General features: G+C 36.6%; 25 protein-coding genes and 1 tRNA gene. 10 read left to right on the forward strand and 16 right to left on the reverse strand.

The features are described from left to right. Positions 1 to 67: 67 nt before the first annotated feature. Entirely contained in the window at positions 68 to 1,027 is a 960-nt protein-coding gene (gene manA, locus G7057_RS05315) for a mannose-6-phosphate isomerase, class I (protein WP_166161847.1), read from the forward strand. 42 nt (positions 1,028 to 1,069) lie between these two features. Here manA and G7057_RS05320 read toward each other — a convergent pair whose 3' ends face one another. From G7057_RS05320 to dnaA, 14 genes are all read right to left on the reverse strand, one after another. Continuing rightward, the gene (locus G7057_RS05320; protein WP_166161850.1) at positions 1,070 to 1,927 is read right to left on the reverse strand and encodes an ROK family protein; all 858 of its coding nucleotides are present in this window, start codon (positions 1,925 to 1,927) and stop codon (positions 1,070 to 1,072) included. Between the two features lie 163 nt (positions 1,928 to 2,090). Continuing rightward, positions 2,091 to 2,163 (reverse strand) — tRNA-Lys (locus G7057_RS05325). Positions 2,164 to 2,300: 137 nt separating this feature from the next. Continuing rightward, complete coding sequence (gene dnaB / locus G7057_RS05330; RefSeq protein ID WP_166164084.1) at positions 2,301 to 3,671, reverse strand: replicative DNA helicase; 1,371 nt, start codon at positions 3,669 to 3,671, stop codon at positions 2,301 to 2,303. 166 nt (positions 3,672 to 3,837) lie between these two features. Next, positions 3,838 to 4,290, reverse strand: coding sequence for a 50S ribosomal protein L9 (gene rplI, locus G7057_RS05335; protein WP_166161852.1), 453 nt, complete (start codon positions 4,288 to 4,290; stop codon positions 3,838 to 3,840). Then, complete coding sequence (locus tag G7057_RS05340) at positions 4,287 to 6,308, reverse strand: DHH family phosphoesterase (RefSeq protein ID WP_166161854.1); 2,022 nt, start codon at positions 6,306 to 6,308, stop codon at positions 4,287 to 4,289. The genes rplI and G7057_RS05340 overlap by 4 nt, the downstream gene beginning before the upstream one ends. A 414-nt stretch (positions 6,309 to 6,722) precedes the next feature. Then, entirely contained in the window at positions 6,723 to 6,968 is a 246-nt protein-coding gene (gene rpsR, locus G7057_RS05345) for a 30S ribosomal protein S18 (protein WP_076767876.1), read from the reverse strand. A 39-nt stretch (positions 6,969 to 7,007) separates the two neighbouring features. Further along, the gene (ssb, locus tag G7057_RS05350; protein ID WP_166161856.1) at positions 7,008 to 7,538 is read right to left on the reverse strand and encodes a single-stranded DNA-binding protein; all 531 of its coding nucleotides are present in this window, start codon (positions 7,536 to 7,538) and stop codon (positions 7,008 to 7,010) included. A 39-nt stretch (positions 7,539 to 7,577) separates the two neighbouring features. Next, the gene (rpsF, locus tag G7057_RS05355) at positions 7,578 to 7,868 is read right to left on the reverse strand and encodes a 30S ribosomal protein S6 (protein WP_076767872.1); all 291 of its coding nucleotides are present in this window, start codon (positions 7,866 to 7,868) and stop codon (positions 7,578 to 7,580) included. Between the two features lie 171 nt (positions 7,869 to 8,039). Next, on the reverse strand, positions 8,040 to 10,610 hold the full coding sequence (gene gyrA, locus G7057_RS05360; RefSeq protein WP_166161858.1) for a DNA gyrase subunit A: 2,571 nt from the start codon (positions 10,608 to 10,610) through the stop codon (positions 8,040 to 8,042). A gap of 19 nt (positions 10,611 to 10,629) precedes the next feature. Further along, positions 10,630 to 12,567 (reverse strand): DNA topoisomerase (ATP-hydrolyzing) subunit B, encoded by a 1,938-nt coding sequence (gene gyrB / locus G7057_RS05365; RefSeq protein ID WP_166161860.1) that lies wholly within the window; start codon positions 12,565 to 12,567, stop codon positions 10,630 to 10,632. Between the two features lie 4 nt (positions 12,568 to 12,571). Then, the gene (gene recF / locus G7057_RS05370; RefSeq protein ID WP_166161862.1) at positions 12,572 to 13,693 is read right to left on the reverse strand and encodes a DNA replication/repair protein RecF; all 1,122 of its coding nucleotides are present in this window, start codon (positions 13,691 to 13,693) and stop codon (positions 12,572 to 12,574) included. After that, entirely contained in the window at positions 13,690 to 13,938 is a 249-nt protein-coding gene (yaaA, locus tag G7057_RS05375) for a S4 domain-containing protein YaaA (protein ID WP_166161864.1), read from the reverse strand. Before yaaA ends, recF begins: the two co-directional genes overlap by 4 nt. Before the next feature lie 256 nt (positions 13,939 to 14,194). Next, positions 14,195 to 15,346, reverse strand: coding sequence for a DNA polymerase III subunit beta (gene dnaN / locus G7057_RS05380; protein ID WP_166161866.1), 1,152 nt, complete (start codon positions 15,344 to 15,346; stop codon positions 14,195 to 14,197). Between the two features lie 182 nt (positions 15,347 to 15,528). Then, positions 15,529 to 16,860 (reverse strand): chromosomal replication initiator protein DnaA, encoded by a 1,332-nt coding sequence (dnaA, locus tag G7057_RS05385; protein WP_166161868.1) that lies wholly within the window; start codon positions 16,858 to 16,860, stop codon positions 15,529 to 15,531. A gap of 588 nt (positions 16,861 to 17,448) precedes the next feature. Between dnaA and rpmH the strand changes: the two genes are divergently transcribed. The 6 genes from rpmH (at position 17,449) to G7057_RS05415 (ending at position 21,749) form a co-directional block, all read left to right on the forward strand. Then, positions 17,449 to 17,583, forward strand: a complete 135-nt coding sequence (gene rpmH, locus G7057_RS05390) for a 50S ribosomal protein L34 (RefSeq protein ID WP_076767859.1) — start codon at positions 17,449 to 17,451, stop codon at positions 17,581 to 17,583. A gap of 71 nt (positions 17,584 to 17,654) precedes the next feature. Next, complete coding sequence (gene rnpA / locus G7057_RS05395; protein WP_166161870.1) at positions 17,655 to 17,993, forward strand: ribonuclease P protein component; 339 nt, start codon at positions 17,655 to 17,657, stop codon at positions 17,991 to 17,993. A 33-nt stretch (positions 17,994 to 18,026) separates the two neighbouring features. Next, a complete protein-coding gene (locus G7057_RS05400) occupies positions 18,027 to 18,860 on the forward strand; it encodes a YidC/Oxa1 family membrane protein insertase (RefSeq protein WP_166161872.1) in 834 nt (277 codons plus the stop codon). Between the two features lie 30 nt (positions 18,861 to 18,890). Beyond that, the gene (gene jag, locus G7057_RS05405) at positions 18,891 to 19,700 is read left to right on the forward strand and encodes an RNA-binding cell elongation regulator Jag/EloR (protein ID WP_166161874.1); all 810 of its coding nucleotides are present in this window, start codon (positions 18,891 to 18,893) and stop codon (positions 19,698 to 19,700) included. Positions 19,701 to 19,795: 95 nt separating this feature from the next. Further along, on the forward strand, positions 19,796 to 20,236 hold the full coding sequence (aroQ, locus tag G7057_RS05410; protein WP_166161876.1) for a type II 3-dehydroquinate dehydratase: 441 nt from the start codon (positions 19,796 to 19,798) through the stop codon (positions 20,234 to 20,236). Positions 20,237 to 20,325: 89 nt separating this feature from the next. Continuing rightward, a protein-coding gene (locus G7057_RS05415; protein ID WP_227004636.1) for an IS3 family transposase occupies positions 20,326 to 21,749 on the forward strand; the annotation gives its coding sequence in 2 pieces (ribosomal slippage) (positions 20,326 to 20,815 and positions 20,815 to 21,749; 1,425 coding nt in all). Between the two features lie 247 nt (positions 21,750 to 21,996). Here the strand turns inward: G7057_RS05415 and G7057_RS05420 are convergent. Together G7057_RS05420 and G7057_RS05425 are read right to left on the reverse strand one after the other, a co-directional pair. After that, positions 21,997 to 22,227 carry a hypothetical protein gene (locus tag G7057_RS05420; RefSeq protein ID WP_166161878.1) on the reverse strand — a complete coding sequence of 77 codons (231 nt, stop codon included), beginning with the start codon at positions 22,225 to 22,227 and terminating at the stop codon, positions 21,997 to 21,999. Between the two features lie 101 nt (positions 22,228 to 22,328). Further along, a complete protein-coding gene (locus tag G7057_RS05425) occupies positions 22,329 to 22,538 on the reverse strand; it encodes a putative sulfate exporter family transporter (protein WP_166161880.1) in 210 nt (69 codons plus the stop codon). A 190-nt stretch (positions 22,539 to 22,728) separates the two neighbouring features. Here G7057_RS05425 and G7057_RS05430 point away from each other — a divergent pair, with 190 nt between their 5' ends. From G7057_RS05430 to G7057_RS05440, 3 genes are read left to right on the forward strand one after another with little or no spacing between them, the layout of a single operon-like run. Then, positions 22,729 to 24,516, forward strand: coding sequence for a methyl-accepting chemotaxis protein (locus G7057_RS05430; RefSeq protein ID WP_166161882.1), 1,788 nt, complete (start codon positions 22,729 to 22,731; stop codon positions 24,514 to 24,516). A 29-nt stretch (positions 24,517 to 24,545) separates the two neighbouring features. Then, entirely contained in the window at positions 24,546 to 24,989 is a 444-nt protein-coding gene (locus G7057_RS05435; protein ID WP_166161884.1) for a chemotaxis protein CheW, read from the forward strand. A 14-nt stretch (positions 24,990 to 25,003) separates the two neighbouring features. Beyond that, on the forward strand, positions 25,004 to 25,489 hold the full coding sequence (locus G7057_RS05440; RefSeq protein WP_166161886.1) for a chemotaxis protein CheD: 486 nt from the start codon (positions 25,004 to 25,006) through the stop codon (positions 25,487 to 25,489). The last annotated feature ends 9 nt before the right edge of the window (positions 25,490 to 25,498 follow it).

Raw genomic sequence — 25,498 nt, forward strand, 5'->3', positions numbered from 1 at the left:
AATCTATACCTTTTGTTTATAATAGATATGTAAACTATATCCCGTTTATAACTTAAGGAGGATGAACATGCAAGAACCATTATTTATGAACCCTAAGCTTCAAGAAAAAATCTGGGGTGGAACAAAGCTACGTGATATCTATGGCTATGAAATCCCAAGTGAGCATACTGGTGAGTGCTGGGCAATTAGTGCCCATTTAGATGGCGTTGGCACTATTTCGTCAGGTAGCCACGCTGGTGTGCCTTTAAATGAATTATATGAATCACATCCTGAGCTATTTGGTAATCCCTCGTCACCTGTGTTTCCTCTATTAACTAAAATTATTGATGCTACTGAAGACTTGTCCGTTCAAGTTCACCCTGATGATGAGTACGGATTAAAGCATGAGAATGACCTAGGTAAGACAGAATGCTGGTATATCATTGATGCGGATGAAGGTTCTGAAATTGTTTATGGACACTCTGCTCAAACAAAGGAAGCTTTTGCTGAGATGATTGAAGCTGGTCAATGGGATGACTTATTGACTCGCGTTAAAGTTAAAAAAGGTGATTTCTTCTTTGTTCCAAGCGGCACCATTCATGCTATTGGAGCGGGAATTATGATTTTAGAGACACAACAGAGTAGTAATACAACTTATCGTGTCTATGACTATGATCGTCTTGATGATAATGGTAATGGTCGTGAATTACATATTCAGCAATCAATTGATGTTTCTATGATTCCTCATCAAAATCCTGATTTGTTTATTCAGACTAAAAAACTAGATGACAATGAGATTGTTACTCTTATTGAAAGTGACTACTTCTCTGTTTATAAATGGAATATTCAATCTAGTATTCATTTTGATAAACATGCACCTTATACTTTAGTCAGTGTTATAGAAGGAAACGGACAAGTTATTGTCAATGACATCTCTTATCCACTTGCTAAAGGTGATCACTTTATTTTACCAGCTACAGTAACCTCTTGGGACATTAGTGGTAACTTGGAAGTCATTGCTTCTAACCCTGGACCAAAAAATAGTTAATATATAGAAGAAAAAGAATCGAGAGACGCGCTCTCGATTCTTTTATTTTACTTGATTAGCTAAGAGGATAGCCCCTGTAATTCCTGCATTATCTCCTAAACCTGGTTTCACTAAATATGAATCAAGTTCAGGTACATCAACATAATTCCCTAGTAAGGCATCGAATGCTTCCTTTACCTTATCTAGCATCTTAGGTGCGTGCATAACGCCTCCGCCTAAAATAATACGTTCTGGACGAAGAATAACAGTATAGGCTACTAAAGCTTGTCCTATGTAGTTAGCCATGAAATCCCAAACTTGGTGGTCTGGATCAACATCTTTACCTGCCATATCTAGACGCCCATTAATAGAAGGACCTGCTGCCATTCCTTCTAAACAGTTTCCATGGTATGGGCAAAAGCCGTCATAATGATCATCTTGATGTGGTTTTACTAATAAGTGTCCCATTTCAGGATGACCAATTCCTTCTAATAATTGACCATTTACAATAGCTCCAGCTCCTACTCCTGTTCCAATGGTAATATACATCACATTATCTAATCCGGCTGCTGCCCCTTTTTCTGATTCACCTAGTGCGGCAGCATTAACATCCGTTGTCCATCCCATTGGAATATCATAACGTTCTTTCATAGCTCCTAAGAAGTCGAAATCTTTCCATGCCAATTTTGGTGTTGATAAAACATAGCCATAAGTTTCCGATTTTTCGTTAATATCAATCGGTCCAAATGAGCCAATTCCGATACTTGCTAATTTATATTGATCAAAAAATTCAAAAACGTGTGCTAATGTTTCTTCCGGTGTCGTTGTTGGGAAAGAAACGCGCTCAATAATTTCATTGCTTTCATTTCCAATTGCACATACAAATTTTGTTCCGCCTGCTTCAATTGCTCCTACTAGCATGATTAGTCACCTATTCTTCTTATAATTTGTTATTTAAAACCCTTCCAAATGATTATAAGTCTTTAATAGAAAGTTCTCAACTAAGTATATACCTTTTTAATAAAAAAACGATGGTAAGAAAAGAATTTATCTTTTCTTACCATCGATTGATCGTTTTTTCGTATGGGTTATGGGGGGCTCGAACCCTCGACCCGCTGATTAAGAGTCAGCTGCTCTACCAACTGAGCTAATAACCCAATGACTAACAAAATAAATTTTACTCCTCTTTGGATTAAAATGCAAGAATTTATGACAACCTTTTTTCTTTTTTTCTGTCATTAAATAGATAAAAACACGTCCTTTCTATACTACTACGAAGGACGTGTTTTCATAACTATTCTTGTTCTGGAATATAGGAGACTGAAGAGAATTTATTAAATTCTTTTTTGAATAAGAGTTTAACCGTTCCTCGTGATCCACTACGGTTTTTTTCTATAATAACTTCTACGATATTATTTTCGAATTCTGGTTCAGCAGCAGAGTCTTCTCCACCTTCACGTTCATAGTAATCTTCACGATAAAGAAAGGCTACGATGTCAGCATCTTGTTCGATTGATCCAGATTCACGAATATCACTTAGTACAGGTCGTTTATCTTGTCGTTGTTCAACACCACGTGATAATTGTGATAAGGCAATAACAGGTACTTTTAATTCTTTAGCGAGTTTCTTTAACTGACGGGAAATATCAGACACCTCTTGCTGACGGCTCTCTTTATTATTTCCTTCAATTAGCTGCAAGTAGTCGATAACAATTAATCCTAGTCCACCTTGTTCTTGCATCAATCGGCGGCTCTTTGCACGAATTTCTGCTATACGAATACCAGGTGTATCATCAATGAATATCTTAGATTGCCCTAATGTCGCCATAGCCATAATTAAATTAGACCATTCTTCTTCACTCATCTGACCTGTTCTTAAGTGGCCAGCATCAATATTTCCTTCCGCACATAACATCCGGTTAACGAGTGATTCAGCCCCCATCTCTAAACTAAAGATGGCAACAACTTGATCCGCTTTAGTTGCCACATTTTGAGCAATATTTAAGGCGAATGCCGTTTTACCAACTGCGGGGCGGGCTGCTAAAATGATTAATTCTTCTTTTTGTAACCCAGCTGTCATTTTATCTAAAGCGATATATCCTGTTGGAATACCCGTTACATCGCCTGACTGCTGAGATAATAATTCAATGTTCTGTAGGGATGTATTAACCACATCTGAGATACGAATAAAACCTGAGCGATTTCGGCGTTCTGAGATTTGTAAAATAGTCTGCTCCGCACTATCTAAAATAACCGCTACTTGATCAGCTTCTTCGTAACCACTTTTAACAATATCGGTCGCTGAATGAATTAGATTTCTCAAGATTGCTTTTTCTTCAACAATCTTAGCATAATACTCCACATTGGCTGCAGTCGGAACGATAGTTGCGATTTCAGCTAAATAAGCCAGACCACCAATATTCTCTAATTGATCTTTGCTCTGTAATTCATTAGTTACGGTTACAACATCAATCGGTTCGTTACGATTATATAATTGGACAATAACATCAAAAATAAGCTGATGACTTTTTTTGTAAAAATCGACAGCTACTAAGTATTCTAGTACAGTTACAACTGATTCAGGATCAAGAAAAATAGAACCTAATACAGATTGCTCTGCTTCTGCACTATGGGGAGGTATTCGATTTTGGAAAGCTTCTTCCATATATATCTTCATCCTTCTACTCATTATTCAATAGCGACATATCGCTTTGCCTTCTTATTGTACTCTAAAAAACCTGAGAAAACAATTGCCTGAGCTGAACATACGTTCCTATTTTTAAAAAAGAAAGACGAGCAATATTCCACATGAAATATCGCTCGCCTATTCATTATTCTGCTACAATATGAACGGTTAAAGTAGCTGTTACTTCTGGGTGAAGACGGACTTCCATTCGTGTATATCCTAATGAACGAATTGGATTTGGTAAATTGATTTTACGTTTATCTAGCTTCACTTTATGTTGTTTGTTTAAATGTTCTGCAACTTGTTTACTTGTAATTGATCCGAACAAGCGATTGTCTTCTCCTGCTTTTGCTGGAATGGTAATTGCTGTTTCTTCTTTTTCCAATAACGCTTTTAAATCTTGTGCCACTTGCAGTTCTTCGGCTGCTTTTTTATCTTCTGCTTTTTGTTGGCCTTTTAAAGCAGAAACACTTGAAGTGGTTGCTTCCTCAGCCAAACCATTTTTAAGAAGGAAATTATTTGCGTAACCATCTGCTACGTTTTTAATTTCACCTTTCTTACCTTTACCTTTTACATCTTTAAGAAAAATAACTCTCATCGTGTTTCTCCTTTCTCTTCTTCATCTTTTAAAACATCTTCTAATCGTTTTTTTGCCTCTGATACTGATACATTCTCTATTTGAGTAGCAGCATTCGATAGATGTCCGCCACCACCAAGTTTTTCCATAATTCTTTGGACATTGACTTTACTCAAACTTCTTGCGCTAATTCCGACACGACCATCCGTACGTTTAGTAATAACAAAGGATGCCTCTACGTCTTCCATTGAAAGCATAGTATCAGCAGTTTGCGCAGCTAGAACAGTATCGTATACTCTATCATCTGCACCATTCACAACTGCCATTCCTGGAACAACAAACTCCATCGTTTCAAGTAAATGACTTCTTTCTAAATAAGTATCCAAGTCCTCTTTTAAGGCTTCCTGAATTAACACGGTATCAGCGCCATTTGATTGCAAGTAACTTGCTGCATCGAATGTACGAGAACCTGTTCTCAAGCTAAAGTTTCGTGTATCTACTATAATACCTGCTAACATGGCGGTCGCTTCAATTTTGTTAATCGTATCAATATCATTTGATTGGTATTCAAATAATTCTGTTATTAATTCAGAAGCAGATGATGCATAAGGCTCAATATAAACCAAAACAGGATTATCAGGGAATTCTTGCCCTCTTCTGTGATGATCAATAATCACAACATTAGATGAAACGTCCATCAATTCTGGTGCTGGTATCATAGATGGTTTGTGAACATCAACAAGTGTAATGAGTGAGTTTTCTGTAATCATTTCGGCTGCTTTTTCTGGACCAATAATAGACTTAGAAATATTAGAATCCTTATCAATAACAGCCATCATTCGTCTAACATCTTTCGAAAGCTGTTCAGACTTCAGAACAATCCAAGCTTCTTTATTATTCATTTGAACAATTCGTCTGATTCCTAAGCAAGAGCCGATAACGTCCATATCAGGATAATTATGCCCCATTACAAAAACTTGATCAGCGTTGACGATCAATTCTTCCAACGCATGACTAATCATTCTCGCACGAATACGGGTCCGTTTTTCCATTGGATTAGTTTTCCCACCATAAAATCTAGCTTCATCATTTTCAGCTCTTACGACAACTTGATCGCCACCCCGTGCTAAAGCTAAATCAACATTAGCTTGGGCTAATTGAGCAATGTCTTTCCATCTCATCAAAACTTCTCCCGTACTATAGGAGAATCCCATACTTAGTGTCAGTGGGAAGTTTTGCTTATACGTTCGTTCTCTAATTTGATCAACAATCTCAAATTTGTTTTGTTCTAATTTTTGCAGTGTTTTTTTATTCATCAGGCCAATAAAGCGGTCATCATCAACGCGCTTTAAATAAACATTATTTATGTTAGCCCAATTTGTTAACTGGTTAGTAATATAATTATTTACATTTGAACGTTTCCGGTCATTCATTGACTGAACTGCTTCATCATAATTATCTATGATGACATTTCCAAACACTAGACGTTCATCTTGATACTTTTCTTCAATCTTTGCATAGTCCGTAATATCCATTAAATAAAGAACGCCTATATCTTCCTGTATAACCATTTCGAAATAGCGGTCTCCCCATTTAACTTTAGTCATTTCATTATTCTTAAACTTCTCAATCCATTCGTACAGCTCAGAATCAACATCTTCAATTTTTCTTCCCAATATATCTTTGGTTTTAAAATACTTTAAGAGATAAGGGTTAGTCCATTGAATTTCTTGTGCCTCATTATATAACAAAATACCAATTGGCATTTGAATAAGAGCCTCTTGCTCACCCTTTTTAATACGATAGGATAAGTCAGATATATACTTGTTTGTTTCATCTATTAAATAGTCAGTTGAGTAATAGAAGAGTCCTCCTACGATAAAAATGACAAATAGTAAAACTAAACCGATTTTCCAACTCGTTATAAAAGCTAATACGATAAAAAGAATCAATGAAATTAATAAAATATACGCTGGCACTTTAATTCGATTTGAACGTATGAATGGAGGAAGTTTTTCTACTTTTTCCCTTATTTTCATTGTTGCTCCTTTTCTCAAATTATTAGATTGTCTTTTATAATTTTACCACAATGCTTCTTTAATAGCCACATTCCAAAAGAGTAACAAAATGTTTCACGTGGAACATTACTAGCTTTTTACAACTAATATTGTTTCACGTGAAACATTATTAGGAAGCGTTTTCTGTTATTTAAATAAATATCCACAACTCTCTTTATAAACATGTGGATAACTTTCCCTCTAACATATCATATCCTTAAGCTGACGCTCTTCTTTTATCTTTTTCCACATGTGGATATCTATCTCCCGCTTGCATAAAAAATCATTTAAGCTATGCAACGGACACATCAGATAGCAGCTAACATTTCTAACTGTCGTTACTATTTAGGATACAAAAAAGCAGCTAGGATTTCTCCTAGCTGCTTAAAGTTTTAATTATTCAGCAATCGTAAAAGGCATTAAAGCAATAATACGAGCACGTTTAATTGAAACTGTTAAAGTTCTTTGGTGTTTAGCACATGTACCTGTTACACGACGAGGTAAGATTTTACCTTTCTCAGATACATAGCGTTTTAATAGATCTACATCTTTGTAATCTACATGATCAATATGATTTGCGCAGAAATGACATACTTTTTTACGTCTACGTCCTCCGCGACGACCACCACGTTGTTGAGCCATGTTTGTTTTCCTCCTTTTTTAACCTATTCTTACTTTAGACTAGAATGGCAAATCATCATCTGAAATGTCAATTGATTGTCCGCTTGATAAGAATGGATCATCATTCGAATTGTAATCACTAAAGTTATTTTGAGATTGGTTAGAGTAAGACTGATTATTATAAGAGTTGTTTTGGTTAGATTGGTAAGAATTATTATTACCTTGGAATCCGCCGCTATTAGCTTCTCCTCTTGGTCTTTGCTCAGTAACGTTTCTTGACTCTAATAGAGTAAAGTTCTCGACAACAATTTCAGTAACGTATACGCGTTGTCCTTGTTGGTTTTCATAGTTTCTAGTTTGAATTCGTCCTTGAATACCTACTAGAGAACCTTTGCGAGTGAAATTAGCAAAGTTTTCCGCTGATTTTCTCCAAATAACACAGTTAATAAAATCAGTTTCTTTTTCACCTTGTTGATTTTTGAATTGACGATCAACAGCGATTGAAAAAGATCCTACTGCAGTGCCACTTGATGTATAGCGTAAATCTACATCTTTGGTCAATCTTCCTGTTAGTACAACATTATTAATCATTAAATGCTTACCCCCTTAAAATGTTTCACGTGGAACATTTTATGCTTCTTCTTTAACGATAATGTGACGAAGAATGTCATTATTGATTTTCGCTAAACGGTCAAATTCGTTAATCGATTCAGCAGTTTCAGATTTAATTTTCACGATATGGTAGATACCTTCGCGGAAATCGTTAATCTCGTATGCTAAACGACGTTTTGACCAGTCTTTTGATTCAATAATTTCTGCACCATTATCAGTTAAGATTGCGTCAAAGCGCGCTACCAATTCAGCTTTAGCAGCTTCTTCGATGTTAGGACGGATAATGTAGTTAATTTCGTATTGAGTCATTATGACTGTCACCTCCTTATGGACTTTTGGCTCTTACATTTTGTAAAAGCAAGGAGAGTATTCGTAAATACTCACGTCTTAAAATTATAGCACCTCAATCAATAAATTGCAAGTTTTTTCTTAAATTAAAAAGCAAACCTGCGATAAGCAGGTTTGCTTTTTTAATATTTTTTATTCTTCGTCTTCAAACAGACTATCCGCAAAATTTTGCATGTCTGTTTTAATTTGTTCTGAATCATTTTGAACAGTTGCTTGTTCTTCAGTTACAGATCCTTCAATCTCTTCTGTTTCCTCTTCTTCCGGTTCAACAACAGCCATCGTTGATACTTTAGAACCATCATCTAGACGGATTAAGCGAACACCTAACGTTGCTCGACCAATTTCCGATACATCTTTAGCATGGAAACGAATCATTACGCCTGCGTCAGTAATAATCATGATATCTTCATCTTCACGAACAGTCGCAAGACCAACTAGATTACCATTTTTCTCAGTAACATTAACGGTCTTAATTCCTTTACCGCCACGGCCTTTAATCGCGTATTCATCGATAGATGTACGTTTACCATAACCATTTTCGGTAATCGCTAAGACTTTTGTTCCTTCTTCTAGGAGATCCATACCAACAACATAGTCCTCGTCACGTAATTTAGCTCCACGGACACCTGTAGCGGTACGTCCCATAGCTCGAACATCATTTTCATCAAAGCTGACTGAGTAGCCAAAATGCGTACCTATGATGATTTTCTTAGTACCGTCAGTCAAGGCTACTTTGATTAATTCGTCATTTTCATTTAAGTTAATCGCACGTAGTCCATTTTGACGGATATTACGGAATTCAGTTGTTTCTGTCCGTTTTACAACACCTTGTCTAGTTGCAAAGAAGAGGTACTCGCCTTCTTTTGGTCCATTACCACGTAGATTAATAATGGTCTGGATTTTTTCATTAGCATCCAGATTCAACAAGTTAATAATTGGCAATCCCTTAGCTTGGCGACCATACTCTGGGATTTCATATCCTTTATTACGGTATACTTTCCCTTGGTTAGAGAAGTAAAGGAGGTTGTCGTGTGTTGACGCTGTAATCAGTGTTTCGATAAAGTCATCATCGTGGATTCCCATACCTTGGACACCACGACCACCACGACGTTGCGCTCTAAATTCGCTGCTTGGTAGGCGTTTAATGTAACCATTATGAGTTAGAGTAATCACGACTTCTTCTTCTTCAATTAAGTCTTCGTCTTCTAGTGACAGAACTTCACCGACTAATAACTCTGTTCTTCTGTCATCACCAAAACGCTCTTGGATTTCTAGTAGCTCTTCTTCAATGATTTCAAAAATACGCTGTTCGCTAGCAAGAATATCAGCTAAATCGCGGATTAACGTCATCAAGTCGTTATATTCACCTTCGATTTTATCACGTTCTAAGCCTGTTAAGCGAACCATACGCATATCTAAAATAGCTTGAGCTTGACGATCAGATAGACCATAATCCTCAATAAATTTTTGTTTAGCGACATCACCACTTGGTGAGCTTCTTAAAATATTAACGATTTCGTCAATATGGTCAAGGGCAATTCTTAACCCTTCTAAAATGTGAGCACGAGCTTCTGCCTTTCTCTTATCGTATTCTGTACGACGGCGGATAACTACTTTCTGATGCTCTAAATAGTGATATAAGATGCTCTTCAAGCTTAATGTTTCTGGAATACCATTCACAATGGCCAACATATTGAAGCCAAATGATGATTGAAGTGGTGTTAACTTGTAAAGGTTATTTAAAATAACGGATGCACTCACATCACGTCTCACATCAATAACGACACGCATTCCTTCACGGTCTGACTCATCAGCCAAGTCAGTAATTCCTTCAATTCGCTTTTCACGTGCTAACTCAGCAATTCGTTCAACCAATTTTGCTTTATTAACCACATACGGCAATTCAGTAATTAAAATACGTTCTTTACCATTTTTCAAATTCTCAATTTCAACGCGACCACGGACAATAATAGAACCGCGACCTGTTTCATAGGCTTTACGGATACCCGATTTACCCATTACAATCCCACCAGTTGGGAAGTCTGGTCCTGGTAATGCCTCCATCAAATCAGCTGTTGTTGCATCTGGATTTTTCATCAAGATATGGAGCGCTGAAATAACTTCTGTTAAGTTATGAGGCGGGATGTTTGTTGCCATACCTACTGCGATACCAGAAGCACCGTTAACCAATAAGTTAGGGAAGCGAGCTGGTAAAACATCTGGCTCTCGCTCTGTACCATCATAGTTGTCATGATAATCAATCGTATCTTTGTTGATGTCCCTTAACATTTCAAGGGCTAATTTAGACATTCTTGCTTCCGTATAACGCATAGCGGCAGCACCGTCACCATCGACAGAACCAAAGTTTCCATGGCCATCAACTAAAGGATAGCGGTAACTGAAATCTTGTGCCATCCGTACCATTGATTCGTAAATCGCACTGTCACCGTGAGGATGGTATTTACCCATAACATCCCCAACAATACGTGCAGATTTTTTATGTGATTTATCAGGGGTAATCCCTAATTCGTTCATTCCATATAAGATACGGCGGTGAACAGGTTTCAAACCATCTCGGACATCTGGAAGGGCACGAGAGACAATAACACTCATGGCATATTCTAAGAATGACGTACGCATCTCTTTACTAAGTTCGCGGACTTCCATTCCAGAGTCTAGATTTTTATTTTCTTCTTCACTCATTTAATTTACCTGCTCCTTCCTAAACATCTAGATTTTCAACGTATTCAGCATTATCTTGGATAAAGTTACGGCGTGGTTCAACTTTTTCACCCATCAACATGCTCAACACAGCATCTGCTTCAATAGCATCATCCACTGAGACTTGTGCAAAGCGACGGTTTTCTGGGTTCATGGTTGTTTCCCATAATTGTTCTGCATCCATCTCACCTAACCCTTTGTAACGTTGGATAGATGGTTTTGGACTTGCTGGAATAGTCGCTAAATACTGATCTAATTCTTCTTGTGATTGTAAGTAAACTTCTTTTTTACCTTGCTTAACTTGGAACAATGGTGGCTGTGCGATATAAACATAACCTGCTTCAACTAATGGGCGCATATAGCGATAGAACAAGGTTAATAATAGTGTTCTAATGTGAGCACCATCCACGTCCGCATCCGTCATAATAACAAGTTTGTGGTATCTAGATTTGCTAACATCGAACTCAGCACCAAAGCCTGTTCCCATAGCTGTAAAGAGCGAACGAATTTCCTCGTTAGCTAAAATACGATCTAGTGATGCTTTTTCAACGTTTAGAATTTTACCGCGAATTGGCAAAATCGCTTGGAAAATACGAGAACGTCCTTGTTTAGCAGAACCACCTGCAGAATCTCCCTCCACGATAAATAATTCTGATTTTGAAGGATCCTTACTTGAACAGTCTGCTAGTTTACCAGGCAAGTTACTGATTTCTAGTCCACTCTTCTTACGTGTTACTTCACGAGCACGCTTAGCTGCCAGACGTGCTTTGGCCGCCAAAATGCCCTTCTCAACGATTTGACGAGCTACTTGAGGGTTTTCCATTAAGAACTTATCAAAGGTGCTTGAGAAAAGACGATCTGTGATTGTACGCGCTTCAGAGTTTCCAAGTTTTGTTTTGGTTTGCCCTTCAAATTGAGGATCGGGATGTTTAATCGACAATACCATTGTCAATCCTTCACGCACATCTTCCCCACTTAGGTTTTCCTCGTTATCCTTCATGATTTTTGATTTTCTTGCATAATCATTAATCACTCGGGTCAGTGCTGTCTTAACGCCCGATTCGTGAGTTCCACCTTCATAGGTATGAATGTTGTTAGCGAAACTAAACAAACTTGTATGATAGCCGTCTGTATATTGCAATGCTACTTCAACTTGAATGTCATCTTGAACATCTTCCACATATATAATGTCATCAAATAATGGTCTTTTATTTTGATTTAAGTATTCCACATAACTACGAATACCACCTTCGTAGTAGTAGTTACTAGTCACTTCTTTTTCAGGACGTCTGTCTGTAATTGAAATATTTAAACCCTTGTTCAAGAAGGCTAATTCGCGAACACGAACCGCTAATTTTTCATATTCAAAGACGGTTGTTTCTGTAAAAATTTCAGGGTCCGGCCAAAATTGAACAACTGTACCATGCTCAGTTGTTTCGCCAACCACTGTTAAGTCAGTCATAATTTCGCCACGTTCATAGCGTTGTTTGTAGATTTTACCGTTTTTATAAACTTGAACAATTAATTTTTCGGAAAGAGCATTTACAACTGATGCTCCTACCCCATGAAGTCCACCAGAAACTTTATAACCGCCACCGCCGAATTTACCTCCTGCGTGTAGGACTGTGTAAACTGTTTCAACGGCTGGACGACCTGTATTAGCTTGGATATCAACTGGGATTCCACGACCATCATCTGAAACGATGATACTGTTATCTTCTTCAATTGAGATTTTAATGGTTGAAGCGAATCCAGCCAAAGCCTCATCAATCGAATTATCAACGATTTCCCATACTAAATGGTGCAATCCTGCTGCACTAGTCGCACCAATGTACATACCAGGACGTTTACGAACAGCTTCTAACCCTTCAAGTACTTGAATCTGACTGGCATCATATGCTTGAGCCAATTCTGCTTTTTCTTTTTCAAATTCTGTCATGCTCTTATGCACCTTCCTTTTCAACTTTTCCTGCTTCTATATAAAAAATGGTTGGTTCTTCAATTTTATTACGTTTTACACCATCTAAGCTTGGTGTTGTTAAAAAGGTCTGGACTTTTTTCTCAATTGTTTTTAAAAGATGCGTTTGTCGACTATCATCTAGTTCTGATAAGACATCATCTAATAAAAGAATCGGATACTCACCCAAAACCTCCTTCATACATTCTATTTCTGCTAATTTCAAACTCAAAACAGTGGTTCGCTGCTGACCTTGTGAGCCAAATTGATGAATATTCTTGTCATTAACATAAAAAACCAAATCATCACGGTGCGGACCAAATAAAGTTGTCGCCTGTTCGAGTTCACGCTGCTTCACTCTTTCTTGCTCTTCAAGTAATAAAAGGAAAATAGCATCTTTCGTCATATTATCTTCAAAAGTAATAGGTGATTTATAGCGAATTTTTAAATGCTCTTTTTCATCTGATATTTGATGATGAATAGAATCTGCCCATTTTTCTAGTTGTTTAATAAAGCTTAACCGAGCTTCAATAATTGAAGCTCCTAGCGTTGCTAGTTGTTCGGTTAAAACTTCCAAATAAACCTTATCTGATACTTTTCTAGTTAATAGCTGCTTTAAATACGTATTCCGTTGTTTTAACAGCCGTTGATATTGGACCAGATTATGGAGATAAATATGACTCATCTGGCCAAGTTCCATATCTAAAAACTTACGACGGCGGTTTGGTGAGCCTTTGACTAGCTCCAAATCTTCTGGTGCAAATAAAACGACATTCAGGGTCCCCACATAATCACTCAAGCGTTTTTGTTCAAGGTGATTAATTTTAGCTATCTTTCCTTTTTTAGAAAAGGTTAGCTCTAATGGGTAATCTGCATGCCTTTTTTCGACTTTACCAGTAATTTGTGCTTGCTCTTGTTGCCATTGAATCATTTCTTTTTCGTTAGAAGTACGCGGACTCCTTGCCATCGACAAGGCGTAAATCGCCTCCATTAAATTAGTCTTACCTTGAGCATTCTCACCAAGGAAAACATTTATCCCACTAGAAAAGGGAACAGATAGTTCTGAATAATTCCGGAAATTACGAAGTGTAATCTCTTTTAAAATCATAATTCTGAGCCGTCATCTGTCGCTTGGTTATTTCGTTGAACGATAAACGTTCCTGCATCAGGAATCTCTACAACAGAACCTGGATAGATTTTTTTACCACGGCGGTTTTCTTTTTCACTATCAATCATGACAGCATATTCCGCTAAATACCATTTGGCCATTCCACCACTTGAGATCACATTGACATGTTTTAATAATTGACCCAGTGTTATGAAATCATCATCAATATACACAATATTTTTCAAGGATTTCACCCATTTCCATTAAAATAAGCGTGGAAACCGTTGAATCCACGCAACTCATTTACTACTATATTATACCCTTTTTTTGTGAAAAATTCAAATAAATGGCAAAAAAACGCCTTTTATAAGGTTTTAACACTTAAACGACTAAAACATTGAAAGTGTTTATTTAAAAACCTAAGGCGCTAAATTTGATAGATAAAGCTTATAAAAATAAAAAAGGAAGTTGCATAAACAGTTGCAACTTCCTTTCATTTCATTAATACGTTCGAACAGGTGTAATTAATTGAATAAAAGCTTGCTCAATATCCGTATGGTTATCCACTGGAACGACTGTAAATGGTCGAATTGGAGCTGTAAAGCTAACCATAACATCTTGGTGACCAAATGTACGAAGAGCATCTTTCAAATAATCTGGGTTAAATGAAATGACCAATGGGTCGCCGTTCGCTTCTTGATACTGTAAATCTTCACGAACTGTTCCGATTTCTGGTGAATTACCGGATAGTTCCACTTTTTCATCTGAAATAGACAGTTTAACCACATTATTTTTACCTTCATGTGATAACAATGACGCACGATCAGTGGCTTGTAGCAAATCCGCTGCGTTCATCACTAAGTTAGTTGATGACGTTGTTGGAATAAGACGATTTGTATCTGGATAATAGCCTTCTAACAAACGTGAATAAAAATAAAGGTTCTCAGCTTTAAACAGAACTTGGTTTTCTGTCACCATCATATCAATCGTATCTTGATCTTCAACAATACGAGACAATTCAATCAAACTTTTACCAGGAATAATCACTTTATAGCTGTTTTCACTTAGTGATTCTGGAATATTGATTGGAATAATCCGTTGACTCAAGCGGTGGCTATCGGTTGCAACTGCTTTTAAGGTTCCATTCTCAATGGTGATGTTGACACCTGTCAAGATTGGTCTACTTTCTTGCGTAGATGTTGCAATAACAGTGTGTTGAATCACTTGTTTGAATAGATTAGTTGGTAAGCTAATCACTTCATTTGAATCGATTGTCGGGAAGTTTGGATAACTTTCAACATCAATACTATTGATTTTAAAGGCTGCATTTGCCGATGTAATATGGGTTTGTAAGTTATCTCCCACTTCAATCGTTAACTTTTCATCAGACATTTTACGAACAATGTCGTTAAAAATACGTGCTGGAAGGACAATGCCTCCCTCTTTAATAATTTCTAAATCATTGGATTCATCTTCTATTGGAATAAAGATTTCAATAGAGATGTCTGAATCACTACCACTTAGCATAAGTCCTGTTTTATCAGCTACCATTTTAATACCTGTCAGAACAGGGATGGTTGTTCTTGAAGAGATTGCTCTTTGAACGTCAGTTATATATTTTATGAAAGCTGGTCGATTAATATTAAACTTCATTTTATTTGCTTCCCTCCGTTTAAATTATATTAAATAAAAAATAGTAGTAGTAGTAGGGCATGTTAGTACTGTGGAAAACAAAATAAACCCTTAGATAGACAAAGTTTTCCACTTGTGGATAAGTTGTGCGTAAGTTTAGGTATAATTTAAAAGATGTCCACAGGCGAAAAAAAGCCTTTTTCCTACATATTTTTCAGTGTTTCCTTTATTGTATCAATTTCTTGTTTCATAGTAACGTCTTTTGCTAGAGAATTTGAAATTTTATCGTAGGCATGGAGAACAGTTGTATGATCCTTGCCGCCAAATTCTGTTCCAATTTTTGGAAGAGAGCTATCTGTTAACTCACGAGAGAGATACATAGCGATTTGACGCGGGACAACAATTCCTTTTATCCGTTTTTTACCTTTTAGTTCTTCAATCGTGACATGGTAGAACTTCGCAACGGTTTGTTGGATGGTATAAATAGACAAAGCTTTCGGTTTATCCGTTGGTAAAATACTTTTTAGAGCATCTGCTGCTAAACTGGTTGAAATATCCTTGCCTTGAATAGCTGAAAAAGCTTGTACTCTGACAAGAGCACCTTCTAATTCACGAATATTTGAATCGATTTGCCCAGCAATATAGCTTAATGTATCATCCGGAATCTCTAATCGTTCGCTGTTGGCTTTGTTTCTTAAAATTGCAATCCGTGTTTCTAAATCGGGCGGTGTAATATCGACTGATAGACCCCAAGCGAAACGAGAAACTAAACGTTCTTGCAATTTTGGAATTTCATTTGGCAAGCGATCACTTGTTAGCACAATTTGTTTTCTTTCATCATACAAAGCATTAAATGTATGGAAAAATTCCTCTTGCGTTCCCTCTTTATCTGCGAAAAATTGAATATCATCAACTAATAATAGGTCGACACTGCGGTATTCATTACGGAACTGTTCTTGTGTTCTGTTTTGAATCGAATTGATAAAATCATTTGCGAATGTCTCACTGCTGACGTATTTTACTTTAGCATTTGGGCGGAGCTGCAACATTTGATGACCAATCGCATGCATCAAATGTGTTTTTCCTAAACCAACTCCACCATAGAAAAACAGTGGATTATAAATGGTACCCGGTTCTTCAGCAACAACTAAGGCTGCTGCATGGGCCATTTGATTTCCTTTTCCAATAACAAAAGTATCAAAGGTGTATTTCGTATTTAATAAAGCTTGTTTAAAAGGTACTTTCGCTTCATTTTTGGTTTTTTCTTGTTTTAATGCAGGAACGTCTTCGTTTTTAAGCATAAAAATAGGTGAAATTTCTTTACCGCTAAATTCATAGATGCCTTCTACAACACGAGTTGCTAAGTTATTCTGCCAATAGTCTTTATGTAATGAAGATGGAACTTCAATAATAATGTTTGATTCCGTTAAACGAATCGGAACGGCACTATCAATCCAGGTATCGTAGCTGACTTTGGATAATGATTCTTTGAATTTTTCTTGCAAGTATTGCCACAGTGAATATATATCTTCCAATAGGAGCTTCCTCCTTCTTTTTAAATTTTTAATCTGGGAACTTTTTTCAAAAGACCAGGTCCTTCCTATTTTAGCATTATCTATAAAAGTTTTCCACAACAGATTTACTTGTGCATAAACATATAAAAAGGGCGTTCAAAAGTTTTCCACAGGATTGAAAATAACTGTGCATAAAAAAATAATCCAAAGCTTAATTATTCTTAACTGGGGATAACTACTCAATTTGAAAGATTGTCACATCAATACTTTTTAACGATGTCCACAGTTTTTTGAAGTTTTCCACAAAACAAAACACACACCTTGTTGCCATGTGGAAAAGTGGTGGAATACTTGAGGATAGCTATTTTACAAAAAAAAGTTATACAAACGGTTGTGTAAAATAAAAAAGACTTGTGGATAAAAAAAACAAACAAATTATAAAAAATTTCTTTCTCTTATAGAAGAAATGTGCTATTATATTCAAGTGAGTTTAAAAAAATAACTTTTACTTGACAGAGTGGTCTCTGTTTCTTTATAATGTCGGAGACTGTCTATAGGATATTAAATTGCCATAATAGAAGAAAAGTAATCTCAGGAGGTGTACGAGTAATGAAAAGAACATTCCAACCTAAAAAACGCAAACGTCAAACAGTTCATGGATTCCGTAAACGTATGAGTACTAAAAACGGCCGCAACGTATTAGCAAGTAGACGCCGCAAAGGAAGAAAAGTATTGTCTGCATAAGATCACTGACCGTCAGTGGTCTTTTTTTTTACAAATTATCAGCATTTTATGAAAAAAAGAGGGGGGACAAGATGCGAAAATCTTTTCGAGTTAAGAAAGAAAAAGAGTTCCAACGTGTATTTCATCATGGCGCTTCTAAAGCGAATCGACAATTTGTTGTCTATGTCCTGCCTAAAGAAGATCAGCAACACTTTCGAGTAGGGCTTTCTGTTGGAAAAAAAATAGGTAATGCAGTCACACGAAATGCCATTAAGCGTAAAATTCGCCAGTCTTTGTTGGAATTAAAGCCAATGATTAAGCCTGATATTGATTTTATTGTGATTGCCCGTCCACCAACTGCAGAAATGTCTACAGAAGAAGTTAAAAAAAGCTTGATACATGTGTTAAAATTAGCTCATGTGATGGAATAATCATTTAATATAGGTTTTAAGGAGGAACTGTCGTTGTCAAAGCGAAAACGATTACTTTTTACACTTAGTTTACTTGCTGTTATGATGGTCTTATCAGCATGTGGAAGTACTGAGGCGATTACGTCTGAAAGTACAGGATTTTGGGATGGTATGATTATTTACAATTTCTCTCGTATGATCATTTGGTTATCAAATATGTTCTTTGGTAGCTATGGAATGGGAATTATTGTTTTTACAGTCATTATCAGAGTAATTTTAATTCCATTAAATTACTTCCAAACAAAGAGCACACGCAAGATGCAAGACGTACAACCACAAATCAAAGCCTTGCAAGAGAAACATTCATCAAAAGACACTGAGACGAAAGAATTGCTACAAGCTGAAATTTCACGTGTCTATGCGGAAAATGATGTCAATCCATATATGGGATGTTTGCCTGCATTAGTGCAAATGCCTGTTATGATTGCACTTTACCAAGCAATTAGTCGTACAGAAATTTTACGTTCAAGCTCATTCTTATGGATGGACTTAGGTTCACGTGACCCGTACTTTATTTTCCCAATTTTAGCAGCAATCCTAACATTCTATACATCTAAATTAACGATGATGACGCAACCTGATGGCGGCGGTCAAGGTAAAGCAATGATGTATACAATGCCAGCTATGATTTTATTTATGGGTATTTCATTGCCAAGTGCTTTGTCTCTATACTGGACGGTAAGTAACGCCTTCTCAGTTGGACAAACGCTAATCATGAATAATCCTTATAAAGTAATTAACGAGCGCAAAGCAGAAGCAAGCAAGAAACGCGAGTTAGAAAAAGCATTAGAAAAAGCTAAAAATCCGAAAAAGAAAAGAAGAAAATAAACTTTTTTGAAATGGAAGGATGGAACAACAATGGAAAATGAAAAAATTGTAGTAAGAGATACAACGGTTGATCAAGCAATCAGCAAAGGGTTAGCTCAACTTAATTTAGGAACCCATGATGTTGACATCAAAATCATTTCTGAAGGAAAAAAAGGTCTGTTTGGTTTTGGACAAAAAGATGCTGAGGTTGAAATAACACCGAAACAACTTCCTGAAATGAAAGAACCTGGTAATATTTCAGTTTTTGAAAACGAAGAACGTGCTGATTATATTTCAGACCATCAAACGGAAGAAAATCTTGATTCAGAAGAAGACAATTACGAATATACGGATACGATTGCCTACGAAACAGTTGACGAAGATGAAGAGTTTCCAGCAGAATCTAACAAAGAAGAAGCGATTCAAAAAGTGATTGACTACTTAACGACGACGGTTGAAGTATACGGTGCTGATGCAAAAGTGACTGCTGAAGAAACGAGTCAAGCAATCACATTTAATATCGAAAGTGATAAAGCAGGCTTAATCATTGGTAAGCATGGTAAAATCATCAACGCCTTACAAACACTTGCTCAAACAGTCTACCAACAAAATGAACGCAAGCGTGCGTCAGTTATTGTTAACGTTGGTGATTACCGTGAAAGACGTGAAAAAATTCTTGAAAATATCGCTGATCGAACAGCAGAACGTGTTCTACGGACGAAACAACCTGTTTTCCTAGAGCCACTGCCAGCCTTTGAAAGAAAACAAATTCATGCTCGTTTAAGTAAAAATGACCGCCTTTCAACACATTCAGAAGGTAAAGAACCACACCGTTACCTAGTTGTTGAAATCGCAGAATAATCAATCAAAGAACCAAGCTGATTGCGGCTTGGTTCTTTTTATTTTTCTCAAATACGGTATACTAATGCTAAATGACGTGAAAAGGAGTCGAAGGCATGAAAAAAGTATTAGTCTTGCATGGTGTTAATTTAAATATGTTTGGCAAGCGCGATCCTCATCATTATGGGACAGAAAGTTTGGATGATATTAATGCGGCTATTCAACAATTAGCTGATGAGCTAGAGGTTAATGTCACCGTATTTCAAACAAATCATGAAGGGGAAATGGTAGAGCAGATTCATAAAGCCTTTGACGATCAGATTTCCGCTATTGTGATTAATGCTGGTGCTTGGACGCATTATAGTTATGCTATCCGAGATGCCTTGGCGATTTTAACTGTCCCTATTATTGAAGTACATATGTCTCACATTCATGCCCGAGAAGCTTTTCGTCACCAGTCTGTTTTCGCAGAGATTGCAAGAGGGCAAATCTCTGGTTTTGGCAAGGATAGCTATTTGCTCGGTTTAAGGGCTGCTGTTTCAGCTATTGATAAGTAATAGGATAATAAAGGCATCAGGAAGTGTTTAAAATGTACCGACCCCCAAAAGTTAGACCAAAAATCTGACGATTGGAGGTCGGTATTTTTATGGCTGTATACAGTTATGAGTTTAAAAAGAAAGTTGTAGATGCATATTTACGTGGCGAAGGAGGTTATACTTTTTTAGCAGAAAAATATGGAGTAAAAAACAGAAGACAAGTTCTCAATTGGGTACATTACTACGAAGAACTAGGTGATGATGGATTAAAACGTTCAAGAAAGAACGAAAATTATTCTTTTGAATTTAAGCTTGGTGCGGTAGAGTCTTATTTAACAAGTGAGGTATCTTATCAGGAACTGGCTCTTTCACTAGGGATTAATAATAATGCTCTTATCGCCAGGTGGGTAAATGATTATAGAGCGGCTGGTCCTGATGCCTTAAGAGATAAGAAACGTGGAAGAAGGGCTAAAATGAATTCATCAGGTAAGGCTGTAAATATACAACACCAAGATGATTCAGCTCCTGTTGATACAAGCACTGAGCATGTTAAACAGCTTGAAGCTGAACTCTTAAAACTAAAAATCGAGAATGCTTATTTAAAAGAACTGAGGAGGCTGCGTTTAGAGGAGGAAGCTCTTCTGAAAAAAAAGCGAGAATCGTCCGCAGCCTCCGAGGAGAATTCAAATTAAAAGATATTCTCGCTGTAGTTGGCTTCCCTAAAGCTACCTACATGTATTGGCAAAAAAGATTTGATAGAGATAATCCTGACAAAGAACTCGAAGAAAAAATCCTAAAAATACATGAAGATAATAAAGATTATGGATATCGACGCATGCGAGCCGAATTAAATAATCAGGGAATTCATGTTAACAAGAAAAAAGTCCAGCGAATAATGCAAAAACTCAATCTTCAGGTGACCTCATTTACACGTAAAAGTCGTAAATACAGCTCGTACAAAGGCAAGGTTGGTATTGTGGCACCTAATAGAATCCGTAGGCGATTCAATACACATATACCGCATCAAAAGGTTACAACTGATACAACTGAATTTAAATACTATGAAGTAGATTCAAAAGGCCATATGACAATGCACAAGCTTTATTTGGATCCTTTTATGGATATGTGTAATGGTGAAATTCTTAGTTATGGTATTGCTAAGCATCCTACGGCCAAGAATGTAATGGATGCACTAGATAAAGCAATTGAAATAACCTCAGATTGTTCTTATCGCCGAACATTCCATTCAGATCAAGGATGGGCTTACCAGATGAGAGCATACTCTAACCGGCTTAAGGAAGAACGTATTTTTCAAAGTATGTCTAGAAAAGGTAACTGCCATGATAATTCCGTTATGGAAAACTTCTTTGGACTGCTTAAACAAGAGATTTACTATGGTGTCGTGTATTACAGCTATGAGGAATTGAAGTCGGAAATTGAACGATACATAAATTACTATAACGAAAAGAGAATTAAAGAGAAACTTGGATGGCTAAGTCCAGTGCAATACAGACTTAGTCTTCAGGCTGCATAAAAATAGCGAGGCAGCCGAAACTGTCTCGCTAATAAAGTCTAACTTTAAGGGGTCACCTCAAAACGCTTCTTGATGCCTTTTAATTTGCTTAAAATGTCGAGTGGCAGTTCATATTTGACCCCACTCGACATAAAAAGTGAAAAAAGTGTCGAGTCGCGATTTTATTTGGCATCACTCGACATAAAAAGCGAAAAACCTGTCGAGTGGGCACCATTTTAGCGCCTTACTCGACAGGTTTTCTAAATTCTTAATTTAAATGTTGAATAAAGGTTAGTAATTGGTTAGCACGTTCGTTAATAATATCAGTTGTGCTGTTGATTTCCTCTGAAACGGAAGCTTGATTGTTAATTTTATCGGTCATGGTATTGATACTATCAACAATTTGTAAAACGGACTCATTAACCGTATTTAGAATAAGCTCAATGCTTTCTACGGCTGTTGATGTTTCATTAGATAGGGAAACAATTTCCTTTGCCACTTCATCAAAGCCTAATAAGCGTTTAAATTGAGGAGAAAACCAATATTTCTCTTCGGTTTCTTCCTTCTCAAAATCAATTCCCCACGCACCTTCAACTGTTCCTATACAATCGCTACTTCTAACAGTCGTTTCTCAGCGAATTGTGTACCTGGATTTAATCTAGGGTGAATGAAGAGTGTATTACCAAATAACATTCCTAATAAAATCGCGATTAAAGCCGCACTTAACTGCGGAAGAAAATTAGTCAAAAATTGACTGAGTAAAGATATGAATAGACTTACTAATAAGCCAGGTAAAATTGTAATAAACATAAATAAAACCGCCTTTTTGGTTACATATTCTGTTTACTATATTTTATTTTCACAATTTCGTCAAAAATATATTCTTATTTCAAACTATTTCTTCCTTATAAGCTAAATAAATGTAAGGAAAGACCGATATAGGATTTAGCAGAAAATATCGCACTATAATAAAAGTGTAGTCAATAAGGGAGTGTAAGTGTTGGATACAACAGAAAAAATCAAGAAAGACAAACAAAAATTTGATTGGAGTAAAATCAAAGGAAAATTTCAATCAGAGAAGTTCAAACGTTTTGGTTTTAACAATCAAACCATCCGTGTACGATTATTATTAAGTTTCTCTATTGTTATCATTTTTATGAGCGGGTTGGGAATTGCGAACTTTATTACGTTTAGAAGCATTAATAACGATATCAAAAAAATCGTTGAAGAAGAATTTGTGATTCAACAAAATTATGACAAGATTTCTTACTACATGGCACAAAAAATCTCAGCAGTGAGAGGATACCTTTTAACAGGCCGTGAGAGCTACGTTGTTGAATTCAATAACTACAAACAATGGAGTGCTGAGAACGAGAAAATAATCAGCAATATTGATAATTCAATTACCAATCAGAATTTATTCACTTCAATGGCAACATGGGATGAATCTGTTCAAACTGATATTTTTGATTTAGTTACAGAAGGCGACCGTGCTGCAGCGATGTTTAATATGAACGGTAATGTGAATCCGAAAGGCGAACAGATTATTAGTAATTTGTCTGGTCAAGCAACAACTAAATCAGCTGAAATTCGTTTAGAAACGAATAGCTTAATGAAGAAAATTACAACATCAATCAGCACAATGATTATCACGATTGTTGTCATTATTGTCTTATCCGTATTTGTAGCTATTTTCTTCGCTAATCATTTTTCTAAGGCAATTAGTAAAGTTGTCACTCGTCTAAAATCAATTGAAGAAGGTCAACTTAACCAAGAATTATTAGAAGTAGAAGGTGCTGGTGAATTAGCTGATCTAGGTCATTCTGCGAATGCTTTACAAATAGCGCTTTATGAAATTATGACTGTCATTTCATTAGGTGCAGAAGACATGACGCAACAAAGTGAAGAACTATCTCAATCATCTAATGAAGTAAAAGCAGGCTCTGAACAAGTAGCGATTACAATGCAAGAATTGTCAATTGGTACAGAAAACCAAGCACACTCTGCTAGCCAATTGTCAGCTAACATGGAAGCATTTAACCACAAGTTTATGGATGTATCCGAGACAACTGAGAAAGTAACCGTATATTCTGAAGACGTTCTAACGCTGTCAGGAAAAGGTAAAGAGTTGATGAACTCATCTAGCCAACAAATGGAAAAAATCAATGAGATCGTTCAAGACGCAACTGTCAAGATGACCGAACTTGATAAAGGAACAAAAGAGATTACAAAATTGGTTGATATTATCCAAAATGTTTCAAAACAAACCAATTTATTAGCATTAAATGCGGCGATTGAAGCAGCAAGAGCTGGCGAACACGGACGAGGATTTGCGGTTGTTGCTGAAGAAGTTCGTAAACTATCTGAACAAGTAGCGGCTTCTGTTAAAGAAATTACCCTATTTGTTGAAAACATTCACCGTGAAGCGAACGACGTAAGCGCGTCTCTACAAGAAGGCTTCCGTGAAGCAGAAGCAGGCTTAGTTGGCATTAAAGAAACAAACCTAACATTTGATGAAATTACTCATTCATTACAAAGTGTCGTTGAACATATCAATGGCGTTAGCACAAGCTTGAATGATTTAACAGAAACAGGAAAAGAAATGAATCATTCGATTTCTGAGATTGCTTCAGTTTCCGAAGAATCAGCGGCAGGTGTTGAAGAAACATCAGCAGCATCACAACAAATCAACAGTACAATGGAAGAGGTAGCTGTTAACGCTGGACAAATTGCTAAACTAGCTGAAAACCTAGGCGAAATTGTTCAAAAATTCCAATTGTACCCTTAAGAAGACAGATTTGATAAAGGAGGATGACGATGGAACAGTTTATTTTATTTGAAGCCAATACGCAGAAAATAGCTCTGCCTATCCAAGTGGTTGAACGAATTATTGAATTCGATAAAGGAATTGCTATACCCGATACGTCCGATTACCTAATGGGACTGCATCGCTATAACGATGAGAACCTTGTTCTGATTGATATGAACATGCGACTCTTTAAAACACCGATTCAAGCGACTGAAGATAGTAAAATTATTGTCGTAGATTGGAAAGACAAGAAATTAGGATTAGCAGTCGATCAAGTGACAACTGTCCAACGATTCGAAAGCAATCCTAATCAAAAACAGTCTGATGAGAACAAAACGAAATATATAGTAGAAACATTTCAATTTAATGATGAGATTATTCTTCATCTGGATGTCGAACAATTATTCCAAGATGAAGCTTCAAACGAAATTATGATTGTCTTAGCTAAATAAAGGAGAGAAACGCGATGCTGGAGGAAGCAATAAAAGTAGGAATTGGAGATTATAAGGTAGCCAACGCGCCCCAATCATTAATAACTGTAGCATTGGGGTCATGTGTCGGCATTGCTTTGTATGACCCGATTTCAAAAGTTGGTGGATTGAGCCATATTATGCTTCCGGATAGCACAGCTTTTCGAGGAGAAAAGAAAGTAGAAAAGTTTGCTGATCTGGCGATCCCTTCTTTAGTAGAAGACTTGAAAAAAATAGGGGCATCATCTAGACTAGAAGCAAAAATTGCAGGCGGCGCAAGTATGTTTAAGTTGAAGAATTCTATTGCACGCGAACAGATTGGACAACGAAATATTGCAGCTGTTAAGCAAGTTCTATCCGATTTAAAAATTCCGATCATTGGTGAACATACTGGTGAAGATTATGGTAGAACGATGTGGCTGGATTTAGAAGATTTGTCTGTTACTGTTCGCACAGCGCAACGTGAATATCTCGACTTGTAATAGAGGAAG

It is taken from the genome of Jeotgalibaca arthritidis, assembly GCF_011100465.1.
GTDB classification, from domain to species: domain Bacteria; phylum Bacillota; class Bacilli; order Lactobacillales; family Aerococcaceae; genus Jeotgalibaca; species Jeotgalibaca arthritidis.

Coding starts and splice junctions, on each gene's coding strand:
- recF (WP_166161862.1), bottom strand. CDS start 13,693: ATGATTTTAAAAGAGATTACACTTCGTAATTTCCGGAATTATTCAGAA.
- ssb (WP_166161856.1), bottom strand. CDS start 7,538: ATGATTAATAATGTTGTACTAACAGGAAGATTGACCAAAGATGTAGAT.
- dnaB (WP_166164084.1), bottom strand. CDS start 3,671: ATGGAAGAAGCTTTCCAAAATCGAATACCTCCCCATAGTGCAGAAGCA.
- gyrB (WP_166161860.1), bottom strand. CDS start 12,567: ATGACAGAATTTGAAAAAGAAAAAGCAGAATTGGCTCAAGCATATGAT.
- G7057_RS05440 (WP_166161886.1), top strand. CDS start 25,004: ATGCTGGAGGAAGCAATAAAAGTAGGAATTGGAGATTATAAGGTAGCC.
- manA (WP_166161847.1), top strand. CDS start 68: ATGCAAGAACCATTATTTATGAACCCTAAGCTTCAAGAAAAAATCTGG.
- G7057_RS05435 (WP_166161884.1), top strand. CDS start 24,546: ATGGAACAGTTTATTTTATTTGAAGCCAATACGCAGAAAATAGCTCTG.
- rpsR (WP_076767876.1), bottom strand. CDS start 6,968: ATGGCTCAACAACGTGGTGGTCGTCGCGGAGGACGTAGACGTAAAAAA.
- rpmH (WP_076767859.1), top strand. CDS start 17,449: ATGAAAAGAACATTCCAACCTAAAAAACGCAAACGTCAAACAGTTCAT.
- G7057_RS05425 (WP_166161880.1), bottom strand. CDS start 22,538: ATGTTTATTACAATTTTACCTGGCTTATTAGTAAGTCTATTCATATCT.
- aroQ (WP_166161876.1), top strand. CDS start 19,796: ATGAAAAAAGTATTAGTCTTGCATGGTGTTAATTTAAATATGTTTGGC.
- dnaN (WP_166161866.1), bottom strand. CDS start 15,346: ATGAAGTTTAATATTAATCGACCAGCTTTCATAAAATATATAACTGAC.
- rnpA (WP_166161870.1), top strand. CDS start 17,655: ATGCGAAAATCTTTTCGAGTTAAGAAAGAAAAAGAGTTCCAACGTGTA.
- gyrA (WP_166161858.1), bottom strand. CDS start 10,610: ATGAGTGAAGAAGAAAATAAAAATCTAGACTCTGGAATGGAAGTCCGC.
- rpsF (WP_076767872.1), bottom strand. CDS start 7,868: ATGACTCAATACGAAATTAACTACATTATCCGTCCTAACATCGAAGAA.
- rplI (WP_166161852.1), bottom strand. CDS start 4,290: ATGAGAGTTATTTTTCTTAAAGATGTAAAAGGTAAAGGTAAGAAAGGT.
- jag (WP_166161874.1), top strand. CDS start 18,891: ATGGAAAATGAAAAAATTGTAGTAAGAGATACAACGGTTGATCAAGCA.
- G7057_RS05320 (WP_166161850.1), bottom strand. CDS start 1,927: ATGCTAGTAGGAGCAATTGAAGCAGGCGGAACAAAATTTGTATGTGCA.
- G7057_RS05340 (WP_166161854.1), bottom strand. CDS start 6,308: ATGAAAATAAGGGAAAAAGTAGAAAAACTTCCTCCATTCATACGTTCA.